The 16,279-nt window shown below is 63.6% G+C and carries 15 protein-coding genes; 12 read left to right on the forward strand and 3 right to left on the reverse strand.

The window, feature by feature from the left end:
- Window positions 1–277: 277 nt before the first annotated feature.
- The 4 genes from AB7849_RS05835 to AB7849_RS05850 all read left to right on the forward strand — a co-directional run bounded on the left by AB7849_RS05835 (window position 278) and on the right by AB7849_RS05850 (window position 6,371).
- Window positions 278–1,732, forward strand: a complete 1,455-nt coding sequence (locus AB7849_RS05835; protein ID WP_369500699.1) for a phospholipase D-like domain-containing protein — start codon at window positions 278–280, stop codon at window positions 1,730–1,732.
- Between the two features lie 115 nt (window positions 1,733–1,847).
- Window positions 1,848–3,206, forward strand: a complete 1,359-nt coding sequence (gene xseA, locus AB7849_RS05840; protein WP_008209733.1) for an exodeoxyribonuclease VII large subunit — start codon at window positions 1,848–1,850, stop codon at window positions 3,204–3,206.
- Between the two features lie 77 nt (window positions 3,207–3,283).
- Window positions 3,284–4,927 (forward strand): acetolactate synthase large subunit, encoded by a 1,644-nt coding sequence (locus AB7849_RS05845; protein WP_369500700.1) that lies wholly within the window; start codon window positions 3,284–3,286, stop codon window positions 4,925–4,927.
- Between the two features lie 13 nt (window positions 4,928–4,940).
- Window positions 4,941–6,371, forward strand: coding sequence for an aldehyde dehydrogenase family protein (locus tag AB7849_RS05850; RefSeq protein ID WP_008208909.1), 1,431 nt, complete (start codon window positions 4,941–4,943; stop codon window positions 6,369–6,371).
- Between the two features lie 9 nt (window positions 6,372–6,380).
- Here the strand turns inward: AB7849_RS05850 and AB7849_RS05855 are convergent, their stop codons facing one another.
- On the reverse strand, window positions 6,381–7,334 hold the full coding sequence (locus tag AB7849_RS05855) for an AraC family transcriptional regulator (protein WP_157618013.1): 954 nt from the start codon (window positions 7,332–7,334) through the stop codon (window positions 6,381–6,383).
- Window positions 7,335–7,516: 182 nt separating this feature from the next.
- Here AB7849_RS05855 and AB7849_RS05860 point away from each other — a divergent pair, with 182 nt between their 5' ends.
- Window positions 7,517–8,578: an NAD(P)-dependent alcohol dehydrogenase gene (locus tag AB7849_RS05860; RefSeq protein ID WP_008208915.1), complete on the forward strand. Its 1,062-nt coding sequence runs from the start codon at window positions 7,517–7,519 to the stop codon at window positions 8,576–8,578.
- Window positions 8,579–8,630: 52 nt separating this feature from the next.
- Here AB7849_RS05860 and AB7849_RS05865 read toward each other — a convergent pair whose 3' ends face one another.
- A complete protein-coding gene (locus AB7849_RS05865) occupies window positions 8,631–9,398 on the reverse strand; it encodes a YdcF family protein (RefSeq protein ID WP_008208917.1) in 768 nt (255 codons plus the stop codon).
- Window positions 9,399–9,555: 157 nt separating this feature from the next.
- On the opposite strand from AB7849_RS05865, the gene AB7849_RS05870 reads away from it, so the two are divergent.
- Complete coding sequence (locus AB7849_RS05870) at window positions 9,556–10,071, forward strand: VOC family protein (protein WP_157618014.1); 516 nt, start codon at window positions 9,556–9,558, stop codon at window positions 10,069–10,071.
- 104 nt (window positions 10,072–10,175) lie between these two features.
- Window positions 10,176–11,621, forward strand: coding sequence for a phospholipase (locus tag AB7849_RS05875; protein WP_008208920.1), 1,446 nt, complete (start codon window positions 10,176–10,178; stop codon window positions 11,619–11,621).
- Window positions 11,622–11,747: 126 nt separating this feature from the next.
- Here AB7849_RS05875 and AB7849_RS05880 read toward each other — a convergent pair whose 3' ends face one another.
- Complete coding sequence (locus AB7849_RS05880; RefSeq protein WP_008208922.1) at window positions 11,748–12,221, reverse strand: DUF1456 family protein; 474 nt, start codon at window positions 12,219–12,221, stop codon at window positions 11,748–11,750.
- A 487-nt stretch (window positions 12,222–12,708) separates the two neighbouring features.
- Here AB7849_RS05880 and AB7849_RS05885 point away from each other — a divergent pair, with 487 nt between their 5' ends.
- The 5 genes from AB7849_RS05885 (at window position 12,709) to AB7849_RS05905 (ending at window position 16,277) form a co-directional block, all read left to right on the forward strand.
- On the forward strand, window positions 12,709–13,590 hold the full coding sequence (locus AB7849_RS05885) for a CFI-box-CTERM domain-containing protein (RefSeq protein ID WP_008208923.1): 882 nt from the start codon (window positions 12,709–12,711) through the stop codon (window positions 13,588–13,590).
- A 98-nt stretch (window positions 13,591–13,688) separates the two neighbouring features.
- On the forward strand, window positions 13,689–14,153 hold the full coding sequence (locus AB7849_RS05890) for a DUF2846 domain-containing protein (protein ID WP_008208927.1): 465 nt from the start codon (window positions 13,689–13,691) through the stop codon (window positions 14,151–14,153).
- A gap of 85 nt (window positions 14,154–14,238) precedes the next feature.
- Window positions 14,239–14,913, forward strand: coding sequence for a hypothetical protein (locus AB7849_RS05895; protein ID WP_157618015.1), 675 nt, complete (start codon window positions 14,239–14,241; stop codon window positions 14,911–14,913).
- Between the two features lie 320 nt (window positions 14,914–15,233).
- On the forward strand, window positions 15,234–15,521 hold the full coding sequence (locus tag AB7849_RS05900; protein ID WP_008208931.1) for a hypothetical protein: 288 nt from the start codon (window positions 15,234–15,236) through the stop codon (window positions 15,519–15,521).
- A 210-nt stretch (window positions 15,522–15,731) separates the two neighbouring features.
- Entirely contained in the window at window positions 15,732–16,277 is a 546-nt protein-coding gene (locus tag AB7849_RS05905) for a hypothetical protein (RefSeq protein ID WP_369500701.1), read from the forward strand.
- The last annotated feature ends 2 nt before the right edge of the window (window positions 16,278–16,279 follow it).

The following is a 16,279-nucleotide window of genomic DNA, read 5'->3' on the forward strand; positions in this document are numbered from 1 at the left end:
CGAACGCGCCACGCGTTCACGCTGGTGTCGTGGTTGCGACGCGGCGCACACCACGGAGGAACCTCTGAACCACCCTGATGGCGGCCTCGAAACCCGGCCCAAGCCGGGCAGGAGCGCACCCCGTGCGCGATTGGCCTTTCGCGATACCTCGCCAAAAGCGTTCGCGCACAGGTTGCGCTCCTGCACAAGGAGGTTGTTCGAGGTGCCCTTGTTGTCCACCACAACGTGCACGATTCCTGCACATGAGCCTCGCCATGCATGGCCTACACTTCGCTGCATGCCACCTTCCCCGCTTACCGCATCCTCGCCTTACCGTCTGCTGGCCGAGCAGGCGCTCAGCCGCGCCGCCGGGGCGCCGCTGCTGGGTGGCAATGCGGTGGAGTTGCTGATCGATGCCGAGGCCAACTACACGGCGTGGCTGCAGGCGATCAAACAGGCGCGGCACAGCGTGCTGCTGGAGAACTACATCATCCGCGACGATGACGTCGGCCGTCGTTTCCGTGATGCGCTGGTCGACCGCGCCCGCGACGGCGTGCTGGTGGCCGTGATCTGCGACTGGATGGGCTGCCTGGGTCAGTCACGTGCCGCATTCTGGAAACCGCTGCGCGATGCCGGCGGCGAGGTGCGCGTGTTCAATCCGCCACAACTGGGCCAGTCGTTCGGCTGGATCAGTCGCGATCATCGCAAGACGCTGGTGGTGGATGGACAGCACGGTTTCCTGTCCGGCGTATGCATCAGTGCGCAATGGCTGGGCGATGCCGACCGTGGCGTGCCGCCCTGGCGCGATACCGGCGTGGCGCTGCAAGGCCCGGCGGTGGGCGAACTGGCCGCGGCGTTTGCCGACAGCTGGCGCCAAGTCGGGCCGCCGCTGCCCGAGCTTGCGCAGGAACAATCCGTGCCGGCCATTGCCGGCGACATCGCGCTGCGCGTGATCGCCACCCATCCGTCCACCGCCGGCATGTACCGGCTCGACCAGCTGATTGCCGCGATGGCGCGCCGCACGCTATGGCTTACCGACGCCTACTTCGTCGGCATGGCGCCCTACGTGCAGGCGCTGGTTTCCGCCGCGCGCGACGGCGTGGACGTGCGCCTGCTGGTGCCTGGCAGCAGCGACATTCCCGCCGTGGGCAGCCTGTCCCGTTCCGGCTATCGCCCGCTGCTGAAGGCGGGCATCCGCGTATTCGAATGGAACGGCTCGATGCTGCACGCCAAGACCGCCGTGGCCGATGGCCAATGGGCGCGGGTCGGCTCGTCCAATCTCAACATCGCCAGTTGGCTGGGCAATCGCGAAATCGACGTGGCCGTGGAAGATGCCGGCTTCGCCAGCCAGCTCGCCACGCAGTACGAACGCGACCTGGAGAACGCCACCGAAATCGTGCTGGCGCCGCGCCGCCGGCGGCGCGGCGAAAAGGTGCAGAGCAGCGAGGCCCGGCCGCCGCATCCGCGCAAGGGCGGAGGCAGCTCCGGCCGCACCGCTGCCGGTGCGCTGCGCATTGCCAACACCGTCGGTGCCGCGCTCAGCGATCACCGCGTGCTGGGTGACACCGCCACCGGCCCACTGCTCGGCGGGGCTGCGTTGCTGCTCGTGCTGGCGATCGTGGCCATTCTCTGGCCCGCCGTGATCGCCTGGCCATTGGGCCTGCTCGCGGCGTGGTTCGCACTCAACCTCGGCATCCGGCTGTGGCGCCAGCATCGGCGCAACCGGCGCCGGCATGTCGGCGAGGCGGATTAGCGTTCGCCCACGCGGACCGGCCCTTGTCGGGCACAGCCCTGTTCATGAGAAAGCACTTCCACAGACCCACCCAAGCTGCTGTTCCGCAAGCGATCCATGCTAGTCTCCCGCCTCCATGCATCCGTCCGACGACCAACCGGCCACGCCGCGCCACATCCTCACCCCCAGCACGCTGAACCGGCTGGTGCGGGGACTGCTGGAAGACGCGCTACCGCTGGTGTGGATCGAAGGTGAACTGTCCAACGTGGCGCGCCCGGCATCGGGCCACATGTATTTCACCCTGAAGGACAGCGGCGCACAGGTGCGCTGTGCGATGTTCCGTCCGAAAACCGTCGCGCTGCGCTTCAAGCCGGTCGACGGCATGCAGGTGTTGTTGCGTGCGCGCGTCGGCCTGTACGAACCGCGTGGCGAATTCCAACTGGTCGCCGAGCACATGGAACCGGCCGGCGAAGGTGCCCTGCAACGCGAGTTCGAACGGTTGAAGGCGCAGCTTGATGCCGAAGGCCTGTTCGACCCGGCCCGCAAACGTCCCCTGCCCCGTTTTGCCCGCCGCATCGGCGTGATCACCTCGGCTACCGGCGCAGCCGTGCGCGACGTGCTGAGCGTGATGTCGCGCCGCTGGCCACTGGCCGACGTGGACATTTTGCCGGTCCCCGTGCAGGGCCGCGAAGCACCGCCGGCGATCGTGGCGATGCTGAAAAAAGCGTCGGCCAGCGCACGCTACGACGTGCTGCTGCTCACCCGCGGCGGTGGCTCGCTGGAAGACCTGTGGGCCTTCAACGACGAGGCGGTGGCGCGCGCGATCCACGCCAGCGCGGTGCCGGTGGTTTCCGCCGTCGGCCACGAGGTGGATTTCAGCATCGCCGACTTCGTCGCCGATCTGCGCGCACCGACGCCCTCCGCCGCGGCCGAATTGCTGGTGCCCGATGCACAGGCACTCGGCCGCCACCTTTACCAATTGCAACAACGCCTGGCCACCCTGCAGCAACGCCGCCTGCAAGGTCATGGTCAGCGCGTCGACCACCTGCTCGCGCGCCTGCAGGCACAGCGTCCACAGGCCCGCCTGGCGCGCGATCGCGAACGACTGGCCCACTTGCACCGCCGCCTGCTTGGCAGCCTGCGCGAACAGCAACAGCAGCGTCAGTCGCGACTCGATCGCGTCCACGCACGTCTGCTCGCCCGGCATCCGCAACAACGCCTGCAACTGCTGCGACGTCAGCTCGCCGAACAGGCGCAGCGCCTGCGCCAGTCGATCGAGCGTCGGCTGGAACGCGACCGCCTCACCTTGCAGCAATCCGCCCGCGCCCTGCACGCGGTCAGCCCGCTGGCCACGCTGGAGCGCGGTTATGCGATCCTGTTCGATGCCGATGGCAAGGTGCTGCGCTCGACCCATGGCGTGGCCGCCGACGCGAAATTGCGCGCTCGCCTCGCCGATGGCGAATTGCCGTTGCGGGTCGAGCCGGATTCCGACTGAGCCTGCACGCTAACGGTCTCACGTGGACTGAACGCACACTGCCGCATCCTGCAACCTTTCCATCGACGGAGGTCCGCATGAAAGCGGCGCAACTGTTCGTGAAGGCCCTGGAAGCCGAAGGCGTGTCTTGCATCTTCGGCGTACCGGGCGAGGAAAACCTGGACCTGGTGGAGGCGCTGCGCGAATCGTCGATCCGGCTGGTGGTAACCCGCCATGAACAGGGCGCGGGCTTCATGGCCGCCACCTGGGGCCGGCTCACCGGCGAGGCCGGCGTGGCGCTGTCCACGCTCGGCCCCGGCGCCACCAACCTGGTTACCGCCGCGGCCTATGCCCAGCTCGGCGCCATGCCGATGCTGATGATCACCGGCCAGAAACCCATCCGCACGCACAAGCAGGGGCTGTTCCAGCTGGTCGACGTGGTCGACATGATGCAGCCGCTGACCAAGTACACGCGCCAGCTGGTTTCCGCGCCGACGATCCCCGCGCGGGTGCGCGAAGCGTTCCGGCGCGCCGAGGAGGAACGTCCCGGCGCGGTACACCTGGAATTGCCCGAGGACATTGCCCGCGACGACGTCGGCGACGCGATCCTGCTGCCCACCGAGTACGCCCGCCGCCCTTCGGCCGATGACGCCGCGCTGGTGCAGGCGGCCGAAGCGATCAGCGCGGCGCGCCATCCGATCCTGATGATCGGTGCGGCCGCCAACCGCCAGCGCACGGCGGTGGCCTTGCGCGACTTCATCGACAAGCTCGGCATCCCGTTCTTCACCACCCAGATGGGCAAGGGTGTGGTCGACGAGGACCACCCGCTGTGGCTGGGCAACGCCGCGCTGTCCGATGGCGATTTCGTGCACCGCGCGATCGACGCTGCCGACGTGATCATCAACGCCGGCCACGACGTGGTGGAGAAGCCGCCGTTCTTCATGCGCAAGGGCCGGCGCACGGTGATCCACATCAACTTCGCCTCGGCCGAGGTGGATACGGTGTACTTCCCGCAGATCGAGGTGGTCGGCGACATCGCGCACACCATCGAACGGCTCACCGACGCGCTGCAACCACAGAAACACTGGAATTTCGACTATTTCGACAAGGTGCGCCACGCATTCCACGAACAACTGCAGGAACACGCCGACGACGCGCGTTTCCCGATGCACCCGGTGCGCATCGTCGCCGATACCCGCCGCGCCATGCCCGACGATGGCGTGCTGTGCTTGGACAACGGCATGTACAAACTCTGGTACGCACGCTACTACCGCGCCCGCCAGCCGAACACCGTACTGCTGGACAACGCGCTGGCCACGATGGGTGCCGGCCTGCCCTCGGCGATGGCGGCGAAGATGGTGTTCCCCGAACGCAAGGTGCTGGCGATCTGCGGCGACGGCGGCTTCATGATGAATGCGCAGGAGCTGGAAACCGCGGTACGGCTGAAGCTCGACCTGGTGATCCTGCTGCTGCGCGATGACGCCTACGGCATGATCCGCTGGAAGCAGGCCGAGATGAGGCACGCCGATTACGGCATGCAGTTCGGCAACCCGGATTTCGTGATGTTCGCCGAAGCGCATGGCGCGCACGGCCATCGCCCTGCCTGCGCCGACGAGTTCCTGCCCACCCTGCAGCAAGCCTACGCGCAGGGCGGCGTGCACCTGATCGACCTCGCCATCGACTATGCCGACAACCACCGCATTCTCGACGAACAAATCCGCCAGCTCAGCGCAGCGGTCTGACCCGGAGACATCCATGCTCGACAAGACCTACCCCTATTACCTCGCCAACCGCCCGCAGACCTCGAAGGAAATGCTGGAAGTACGCGACAAGTTCAGCGGCAAGATCGCCACCCGCGTGTCGGTGCCGGACGCCAAGACCACCGAGAAGGCCATCGCCGCGGCAGTGAAAGCGGCGCGGCCGATGCGCGAGTTCAAGCCGTGGGCACGCCAGGCGGTGTTGCAGCACTGCGTGGAGCGTTTCAGCGAACGCCGCGACGAATTGGCCGAAGCGCTGTGCATCGAAGCCGGCAAACCGATCAAGGATGCCGCCGGCGAAGTGACCCGCCTGATCGACACCTTTCGCATCGCCGCCGAGGAAGCGGTGCGCATCAACGGCGAAACGCTGAACCTGGAACTGGCGGCGCGGCTGGACGGCTACCACGGCTACACCAAGCGCGTGCCGCTGGGCCCGGTATCGTTCATCACGCCGTTCAATTTCCCGTTGAACCTGGTCGCGCACAAGGTGGCGCCGGCGATCGCGGCGGGGTGCCCGTTCGTGCTCAAGCCGTCGGAGAAAACCCCGATCGGCGCGCTGATCATCGGCCAGGTGCTGGCCGAAACCGACCTGCCCGCAGGCGCGTTCTCCATCCTCACCCTGGACGGCAAACACGCCGCGCCGCTGGTGGAAGACGAACGTCTGAAACTGTTGTCCTTCACCGGCGGCCAGATCGGCTGGGAGCTGAAGGCGAAGGCCGGGCGCAAGAAGGTCACGCTGGAACTGGGCGGCAACGCGGCCTGCATCATCGACGCCGACCAGGGCGCGAAATTGAACAAGGTCGTCGAACGGCTGATCTTCGGCGCGTTCTACCAGTCCGGCCAGAGCTGCATCGGCGTGCAACGCATCTACGCGCACGCGGACATCTACGACGCGCTGAAGCGCAAGCTGGTCGCCGCCACGAAGAAGCTCAAGTCCGGCGACCCGAAGGACAAGAGCGTGTTCCTGGGCCCGATGATCGACGAAGCCGCCGCCGAGCGCCTGCACGGCTGGATCCTGGAGGCGAAGAAAGCCGGCGGCAAACTGCTGTGCGGCGGCAAGCGCAACGGCAACATGCTCGATGCCACGCTGATGGAAAACGTGCCGACCGACGCCAAGGTCAACCGCATGGAAGCGTTCGGCCCGTTCGCCCTGCTCGCCCCGTTCAAGAAGTTCGACGAGGCCGTGGCGATGGTCAACGATTCCGACTACGGCCTGCAGGCCGGCATTTTCACCGACAGCCTGGACCACGCCATGCGCGCGTGGAACGAACTGGAGCAAGGCGGCGTGGTGGTCAACGACATCCCCAGCTTCCGCGTCGACAACATGCCGTACGGTGGCATCAAGCTTTCCGGCCTCGGCCGCGAAGGCATCCGCTACGCCATCGAGGACATGAGCGAACTGCGCCTGATGGTGATGCGCGAGGGCTGAAGTTCCCCCTCAACCCGCCAGTGATACCGCATCGGCCGTGGAGCCGTGCTGCAACAACTGCTCCACGTCGCGTAGCGGCGGCGCGCCGAACAGCCGGCTGTATTCGCGACTGAACTGCGACGGGCTTTCGTAGCCGACCCGATGCGCTGCGGAGGCCACGTCGCACTGCCGTGCCAGCAGCAAACGCCGCGCTTCCTGCAGACGCAATTGCTTCTGGTATTGCAGCGGACTCATCGCGGTGATCGCACGGAAATGGTGGTGCAGCGACGACGCGCTCATGTTCACCGCCTCGGCCAGCGCCTCGATGCGCAATGGTTCGTGGTAATGCCGCCTCAGCCAGCCGATCGCATGCGAAACGCACTGACCGCGACTGCCGGCCGTGGCCACGTGACGCAGGCGCGGCCCCTGCTCACCGACAAGCAGCCGATACATCAGCTCGCGTTCGATCAGCGGCGCCAGCACCGGCAGGTCGGCGGGCGCGTCGAGCAGGCGCACCAGCCGCAACATGGCGTCGAGTATCGCGCCGTCGACCGGGCTGACCGAAATGCCACGCCCGCTCACGCCCGCCGGAAACTGCGGGCTTGCCTCGGCCAGCAGCTCGCCGAGACGCCGCGTGTCCAGGCGCAGCATCGCGCAGAGATACGGCTGTTCCGCGCTGGCCACCACCACTTCCGAGGACACCGGCAGATCAACCGAAGCGATCAGATAATTGGCCGCGTCATAGTGATAGGTTTCGCCGCCCAGTTGCAGTTCCTTGGCGCCCTGCGCCACCAGCACCAGGCCGGTCTCGTAGATCGCGCAAACCTGGGTGCCCGGTATCGCGGCACGAAAGAAGCTCAGCGCCGGCAACGGCGTCGTGTGGAGTCCATCGCTGCCGGCTCGGCGCTCGATCCGCGCGGCCAGCTCCAGGCGGTCGCGCTCCAGACGCGCGCTTGCGTCCGTCACGGCAAAATCAGTATTCATGACCATGATCCGTCATCGCGGAAAGTCGTGCCAGATTGCCTGTTCCTGCACGCGTGTGCGAGTCCATCGTGGCCATTCCTGCAGAATCGGGCAAGGATCGCGCAGTATCCGACTACCGGCCACGGACCCTTGTTGCGCATACTTTATCGCCTTGGCACCCGCTTCCACCCCAGGAGAACTCCATGCCCCAGACCACACGTGGCTATGCTGCCCAATCCGCCACCCAGCCGCTGGGCCCGTTCCGCTTCGAACGCCGCGATCCGCGCCCGGATGACGTGGTCATCGACATCCTTTACTGCGGCGTATGCCACTCCGACCTGCACCAGGTGCGCAACGAATGGGGCGGCAGCATCTATCCGATGGTGCCGGGCCACGAGATCATCGGCCGGGTCAGCGCGGTCGGCGCCACGGTCAGCCAGTTCAAGGTCGGTGACATGGTCGGCGTCGGCTGCATGGTCGACTCCTGCCAGCATTGCGAGGCCTGTGCGCACGGGCTGGAACAGTACTGCGAGGAAGGCGCCACCTTCACCTACAACAGCACCGATCGCCACGACGGCAGCCCCACCCACGGCGGCTATTCCGAACGCATCGTGACCGCGGAGAAATTCGTGCTGCGCATCCCCGACGGACTGGACCCGAAAGCGGCCGCGCCGTTGCTGTGCGCCGGCATCACCACCTGGTCGCCGCTGCGCCACTGGAACATCGGCAAGGGCAGCAAGGTGGCCGTGGTCGGCCTGGGTGGACTTGGCCACATGGGGCTGAAATTCGCCAAGGCGCTGGGCGCCGAGGTCACGTTGTTTACCCGTTCGCCGGGCAAGGAAGCCGAGGCACGCCGGTTGGGCGCCGATCACGTGGTGCTGTCCACCGATGCAAGCCAGATGAAGGCCGTGTCCAGCCACTTCGATTTCATCCTCGACACCGTGCCGCACCAGCACGATCTCAACCCGTACCTGGCCACGCTGAAACTGGACGGCACCTTGTGCCTGGTCGGCCTGCTTGAGCCGATCGACCCGCCGGCCAGCGCCGGCCAGTTGATCCGCAAGCGCCGCGCTGTCGTGGGATCGCTGATCGGCGGCATTCCGGAAACCCAGGAAATGCTGGATTTCTGCGCGCAGCACGGCATCGGCGCGGACATCGAGATGATCGACATCCAGGACATCGACCACGCCTATGAACGCATGCTCAAGAGCGACGTGCGCTATCGCTTCGTGATCGACCTGGCTTCGCTGGACAAGGCCGCCTGAATCACCCACGGGATGTCGCCACGGCGGCATCCCGTGCGCCGCCGGCCGGCCATCATTTGCCGGCCGTCAACGGCGGCAACGACGGTGCATTCCAGCCCATCAGGTTGTACTCGTAGTAACGCGCAATGCCTGCGTACTCATGCAGCGCGATGTCGCATACCGCCACGTTCCATGACTGCGGCCATGACGACATCCGCGCCCGCAATTCACCGCCGCTCACCGGCACGGGATGGATGCCGAAGTGCGCGAAGTACAGCAGGCTGCGACGCAGATGGAAGCCCGAGCTCACCAGGAATACGCGCTGTGGCCCATAGGCCTGCAACAGCGGGCGACTGAACTGCGCGTTCTGCCAGGTGCTGCGGCTGCGCGTTTCCAGCATCAGATCCTGCACCGGAACGCCGAGCCGGCGCAGCACCTCGCCGTACACCGTCGCCTCGGCCACGTGATGGCGCTGGCTGTCGCCACCGCTGACCAGCAACAGGCATTGCCGACCGGCAGCCTTGCACTCGTGGTACAGCTCCGCCGCTTTCACGATGCGCCCGTCGGCCAGGATCGACGGCTGCGGCGCCCCGCCCGCCTGCGGCAGCTCGGTACCGAAACCCAGCAACACGATGGCATTGCGGGCCGTCCAGTCTTGCTGCGGCATGGCGGCATAAGGCTGTTGCAGGCCCGTCAGCAACCAGCGCGGCACCGGTCCGCAACTCACCAGCAGAAACAGCAGCAACGCCACGCCACCGAAACCCCAGGCCAATCGTGGGTGTCGACGCCATGCCGCCAACCCGGCCAGCACCAGCAACACCAGAAGCACCGTGAAAACCATGGCCGCACCTGCGTTCCCCAGAGAGGGCCAAGCCTAACCCAGTCCCCGTGACAACTCGCCGATTGCGTACTGCAGGGAAACACTGTGGTGACAAAAGTCGTATTGGCGCGGCCATTGGACGACCCCATTGAAGCGGTACCCCAACGGACACCCCACCGTGAACACTTCGATGACAACCCGGTCGATCACCGCCAGGTTGCTGCTTCCGCTCCTGGCGACGGCTTTCCTGGCACTGACAACCCTGCCCGCCTGCGCCACCCCGCCCGGTAACAGCGGCTATCTGGCCATGCAGGTCACCAACCTGCCCAACGCCGTGCACTTCTTCCGCAGCATGCTGAACTGCGTCCCCGTGGATGCGGGCGCCGAAACCTCGCAGACCGCTCTGCTCGACTGCGGCAACGGCAATATCGTCTCGCTCACCCTTGGTACGGCCACCGCATCGCATGCACTGGCCGGCACATTGGCGACCGACGATGTCCGCGCCACCGCCACATGGCTGCGCGCCCACCATGTCCGCATCGTCGGCGGCCCCAGCGTCGTGACCGAAGGCCCGGGCCTGGACCAGGTCATGGTCACCCTGGTGACGCCATGGGGACAGCCATTGCGATTGGTCAGCCACGCGACAAACCGCAACGACCCGGCGCTCCCCGGCGCAGAGCTCGCCGCGCAATAGATACACGCCGACCACGTCGCTGACGGCGTGATGGCGGCTGCCGTCATACCCGCCACGCCGAACATCCGTCATCATGGCCATCTCACGCCACAGGGAGTTGCGCCATGGCCACGCTCGTCTTCGTCCACGGCTGGAGCGTCACCGACACCTCCACCTACGGCCAGATGCCGGAACGCCTGCAACAGGCCGCCGCAAAAGCCGGCATCGCGTTGACGCTGGCCGACATCTGGTTGTCGGAATACGTGAGCTTCGACGACGTCGTCACCATGAACGACCTGGTGCGCGGCTTCGACAACGCCCTGCGCGACCTGCACCTGGACGGCCCCGACTTCGCCTGCATCACCCATTCCACCGGCGGCCCGGTGGTGCGCGAATGGCTGCGTGCACAGCGCGACAAACCGGGCTGCTGCAGCACCATCCGCCTGACCCATCTGGTGATGCTGGCACCGGCCAACTACGGCTCGGCACTGGCCCAGCTCGGCAAAAGCGAGCTGGGCAAGCTGAAAGCGTGGCTGGAGGGCGTGGAGCCGGGCCAGCGCATCCTTGACTGGCTGGAACTGGGCAGCCCGGAATCGCTGGCGCTCAATCTGGACTACATCCACAGCGCCGACCCGGCCACCAGCGGGCAATTCCAGTTCGTGCTGATCGGCGATCGCCCCGACCGCAAGTTCTACGACCATCTCAACAGCTATACCGGCGAGGACGGTTCCGACGGCGTGGTGCGCATCGCCGCCGCCAACCTCAATGCACGCCACGCCGTGCTCGCCGTGCAAACCGGCGAGCTCACCGATGGCATCGATGCCTTGTCACTGACCCTGCAACGCGGACCGCGCTGCGCATTCCGGATGATTCCCGGCGCCTCCCATTTCGGCGACGAACACGGCATCCTCGCCAGCGCCGACCCGCTCACCGTGGACACCATCCTGAGTTGCCTGCAGGTGCGTGATCTGGCCGACTACACCGCCCTGTGCGATCGCTTCGACAGCGCCAACGCCACCCGCGACACGAACAAGGTGGAGCTGGAACCCGTCGGCCCGTTTGCCCCGCGCGTGCATATTCACGACCCGCGCAGCATGGTCATCGTGCGGCTCACCGACGAAGCCGGCAACCCGCTGCTCGGCACTGGCTGCGTCTTCACGGCGGGCCCGCAAGCCAGCCCCGACCACATGCCACACGGCTTCATGCACGACCAGCAGACCAACACCCACGCACGCAACACCGTGTCGCTGTACTTCGACTACAGCCTGCTGGCCGGGGATGCCCGCGTGCCTGATCCGCGCAACACCCGCAAGACGCTGCGCCCCGCGGTTCCCAGCCATCGCCCTTACGGCGCGCTGATCGAACCGGCCGACCTCGTCGGCCTGGTGCACCACGCGCTGGCGCGCAACAAGCCCGGCGACGATCTGTTCGAGATGCTCGGCCCACACCAGACCACCGTGCTCGACGTCGTCCTGCCCCGCAAGATCCACGCCGGCGTGTTCCGCCTGACCAGGGACCTGGCACCGCAGGATTTCAGCCACCCGGTCCCCGGACCGGTGATCGGCGAATAGACGCAACCGCCTGCATGAAGCAGGAGCCCGCTCGCGGGCGATGCTCTTCAGATTTTTCGGATGCCCAGCCAAAGCATCGCCCGCAAGCGGGTTCCTACCCGATCACGGCGGATCTATGGCAAGTCCTCAGCCCTCGCCACGCAGGCGCAGGGTCAGCCCCTTCAGGAAGTGACGCATCAGCTGATCGCCACAGAGCCGGAAATTCTTGTGGTCCGGCTGGCGGAACAACGCACTCATCTCGGGCTTGGACAGCGGGAACCCGGCATCGGCCACCAGCTGGTGCATGTCCACGTCCTTCAGCTCAAACGCCACCCGCAACTTCTTCAGCACCACATTGTTGGTGACGCGCTTCTCCGGCGGCCGCGGCGGCCGGCTCTCGTCCCGACCACGGCGGTAGATCACCAACCCGTCGAGAAAATGCGCCAGCGTGCTGTTGCTGCACTCCGCATAGCCCTCCTCGTCCTCCCGCTTCAGGAAAGCCTGCACATCCGCCTTCTCGATCGAAAACGCCGGATCGGCAAGCTTGGTGATTTCCACCACCTTGATATCGCTGAGATCAAGCATGTAACGGATACTGCGGAGAACGTCGTTGTTGATCATGGGCGGCGAAACCAGGCGTACGGGGAGGCGCCCATGGTATCGCGGCGGTCAAGTGCGTGGACCGGACCGACGCAGGCAACCCACTTCCCGCGCATGCGGCGCCGACCATGGCACCGTACCAAGCGGCAAGGCCATCCGGCATGGACATATACGACCCACAGCTCGCCATACCTCACCCGCACCATTCGCTTGCCCCATCCAGCAACCGCAACACGCAACCACACCGGAATGCGTATTCGCGTTTTCGGGGTGATAAAGCATACCTACCCCGTTTCGCACGATACGCATGCCAACCTGCGCGCCCGCGAACTTCGACGAAGCTGGGCCAAGTACCTGATGCTTTGCAGGAATTCCCGGCTTGACGCTGCGCCAGCCAGCAGCGAGCATGGAGTGCATATGCCCCGATATGGGGTCTACTAAGCGTTGGGCCGCTCCGCATAGTACCAGCCAATAAGTATGTTGAACCGCAGTACGCAAAGGATAAGCAATGTCGGATAGCTCACAACCTACTGTCGCAAATTTACTTGGTCTCGCGCGCACCGCGGAGATCGGCAACAACTTGGCTGAAGCCGAAATCTACTACACCAGGGTGCTTGAGATTGATCCAACCATATCGGAGGCATGGATAGGGAAAGGTAAGGCCGCGGGATGGCAATCATCCATGTCGAATATGCGATTCGGTGAGCTACTCACCGCATTCGGACACGCGATCGGTACCACTCCAATCGCGGATAAGCAGCAAGTCATGACGTCATGTGTGTTCGAAGTGAATAAGCTGGTTTCCACTTTGTATGGAATGGCGCGTAAACATATGCTTGAGTATGTAGCCCTGCAAAACACGTGGGCTAATTACCTTGGTCAAATTCAGCAAATGTTATCTGCACTGGAAACCGCTCAAGGTTGGCTGCCAAATGACAAGAACACGCTTGAAAACATCGTGCATCTATGCAAAGACAACATAGAAGGCGTCACTTTTAGAGATCAGTTCGATAACAACACGCCAAAAGGTTGGCACCTTTCGGATCAGTACGAGGCTCTGTTGACACAGAAGTTGTCCGCAGCATCAGAGAAGCTGAAAACTCTTGATCCAAGCTATGCCGCACCTCAAATCGAAAAGAAGAAGCCGGATTCCTGTTTTGTTGTCACGGCTACAATGGGTGACCCAGGGCACCCTACCGTGCTACTTATGAGGCGCTTCCGCGATCAATGGCTGCTTTCGAAGCCGTGGGGTGAGTTAGTAGTAGATCGCTATTACAGGTATGGCCCAGCCGCGGCACGATTCATAAGTCGCAGCCAAATCCGCAGAGTTATCTCCTACAACCTCGTCGTTGCACCAGCCGCGTGGCTAGCCAAGCGCGTCGTGAAGTGATCGGCCCAACCACTCGTTCGAGACGGACGGCTACGCCGCCGCTCAACTCAAGCGTTATGCTACTTTCGGACAATACGTCCATCACAGGGGGATACACCATGCTTAAGAAGATAGTTCTTGCCGTTGCGGCAGCCGGGGTTCTGAGTCTCGCGGGGTGCGCTTCGGTACCCATGGCCAACGCGCCTGCGGTAGCGAATGCGAAGGCTTTTCCAACGCCAGACGCTGGCAATGCCGGTTTGTACATATATCGGGATAGCTTCGTTGGCCAAGCGCTGAAGAAAGATGTCTTTGTAGATAGTAAATGCCTTGGGCAGACTTCTAACAAGGTGTTTTTCTACACACAAGTTAAGGGCAACCAAAAGCACACTCTTTCCACAGAGTCAGAGTTTTCGCCCAATGACCTCGTGCTGTATATGAAGGCTGGCGTCAACTACTTTGTGCGTCAGGCCATCAAGATGGGAGTGTTCGTCGGTGGCGCAAAGCTTGAGAGCGTAGACGATGACACAGGCAAAGCAGAGGTCGCAAAGCTCGGTATGGCAGTGCCAGGGCAGTGTAGTAAGTAGCATAACTACTCGGTCAACCGGACGCTCACCCGCTACGCGGGTGAGCGCCGGTTACCTCAAGCGTTAGAGAACAACAGGGGGCAGTGTGTCGGACAATCCTACTGATACGAGCCGTTGGAAGCTGGTGTCATTTCTTCTAGCAGGCGTGCTCATACCGATCGTCGTGGCCCTTATCCCGTGGACCCTAGATCACTGGACAGCACAGAATGCGCTGCAATATTCCGTGGTGGGGCCGCTAACCGCTAACAAAGCGACGGCTGTGTCAGTGAAGGTAAGCAATGTTGGAACGGAGTCACAGCATAATGTCCAAGTATGGTTACCGCTGGACGTCCAACCAGAGTACGTTACAGAAACAGATAAAAATGGTTTACCACACATGGTAACGAAGAATCCGGTCACGTACATAAATAGCTCACCGCAGCCTACGACGACAGAAAAACGTGATAACACCAGCATTCTTACGTTCAGTATATTGCGGCCGAACGAATCCATAACAATCACTGCGTTCGTAATTGGTGGCACTCCGCTTCTTTATCCATTTGCTTTCGACGGCATGCGCGTAGTGTCGGACAACGTCGTTGCTACAAAGCAGGAAGATAGCCACGAATTCGACTTCATATTCAAGATGGGTACTGGTCTTTTCGTCGGATTTATCGTGTTCTTCCTTCTGTTTGCGTTTCATTATGAAGTCCTTGTGCCGGTTGAAAAAAAGCGTGCCGATCTTCAGAAACAACTCGACAAGTTGCCCGCTGGTAAGTAAGTTGTTCTCTAACCAGTCAATCCAGCGGACGCGCTACGCGCGCCGCTGATTTCCAGCGTTAGGCGGTTGCTTGTGTTGGTCCTTCGTGGGGCGCGTTTCGCCCAGCCTCGCGTCGGCTTGCTGTCCTTCGCTTCGTCGGTGTTTTGGAGCAGTGCGGCAAGCCTTCAGCTTTCAGAGCTGGTAGTTTTGGGGTGGCGGTTGCCCATGTTCTGCGCTCGCCCTGGTCACAAGCCATCGCTCAAGCGCGTCGTGCCGCACCCGTCTAACATTTCGTTCAAGGCGGACGGCTTCGCCGCCGCTTAACTCAAGCGTTAGAGTCCATGACCAGCTCCCCTCGAGTTCTCGCCGGAAAGCTACTGCGCGCTCTTGGCTCCGCCGCCTCCTACAATGACAAGGGGTTCGTCTGGAGCGGCCACGACGAGACGCGGCAGGTAGCTTTCCGCTCCCAGCTTCAGGCGAACATCGCGGCTCTCACCGAGCAGATAGGCCAGGATGCGCTAGGCCCGGAGCTATTTAATGCGCTCATGTCTGGCATCGCGGCTGAGGATGCATCTGGCAAGTTCGTACTGCTGGCGCGCACCCGCCTTGGCGCGGAAAATGGGCTCTAACAGTTCGTTCAAGGCGGACGGCTTCGCCGCCGCTTAACTCAAGCGTTAGGTGCCCGGGAGTCGCCCATGCCGATGAAATCCATTAAAGGGCAGCCACGGCAGCACAGACTGACTGGCGAAAACTGCACACGGCGCGACTTTCGTGTCATGCGACACGTCCACCACCCGAACCAAGTGTGACCTGACATGGCCATGCAAGCACGCCGCCACATGCCCGCACTTCTTGCCTTCTTCTCGCTGGCCTTTGCGACAGCACTGGTTGCTTACGAGAGTGCCCATGGCGGCGTGCAGAGTCACCACTTGCTGGATCGCCCTGATTTGCCTGCCATCTCGAACTGGTTCGGGTTGATCGTCCTGCCTTTGCTGGGCTGGTTGCTGGGCATCCGGCTTCGCAATCACCTGACTTCATCCACCAGGTTCGGCTTGCCTGCGGGCATCCGGGCTGGCCTTGCGTGTTCGTTGCTGTATGGCACGGCCATGGCAACATCTTTTGTGCTTGGCATATCCACCGTGACCTCGGGCCTGTTCTTCGGGTTGTTCCTGCTTGCGGTGGTGCTGCCGATTTACCGCATCGAATGCATTTTCGGATTCGTGGTCGGCATGGCTTTCGCGTTTGGTGCCGTGCTTCCGGCGCTGGTGGCCGCGGTGTTTGCGGCCATCTCGGCGCTGCTGCATGTCATCTTCAGAGCAACGATGTCCGCCATGCGACCCAGGCGCCAGGCACGGCCCAACGATGCGTCCAGACAGGTCCACTGATA

The organism is Rhodanobacter sp. FW021-MT20, from assembly GCF_041107475.1.
In the GTDB taxonomy this organism is placed as follows: Bacteria; Pseudomonadota; Gammaproteobacteria; order Xanthomonadales; family Rhodanobacteraceae; genus Rhodanobacter_A; species Rhodanobacter_A glycinis.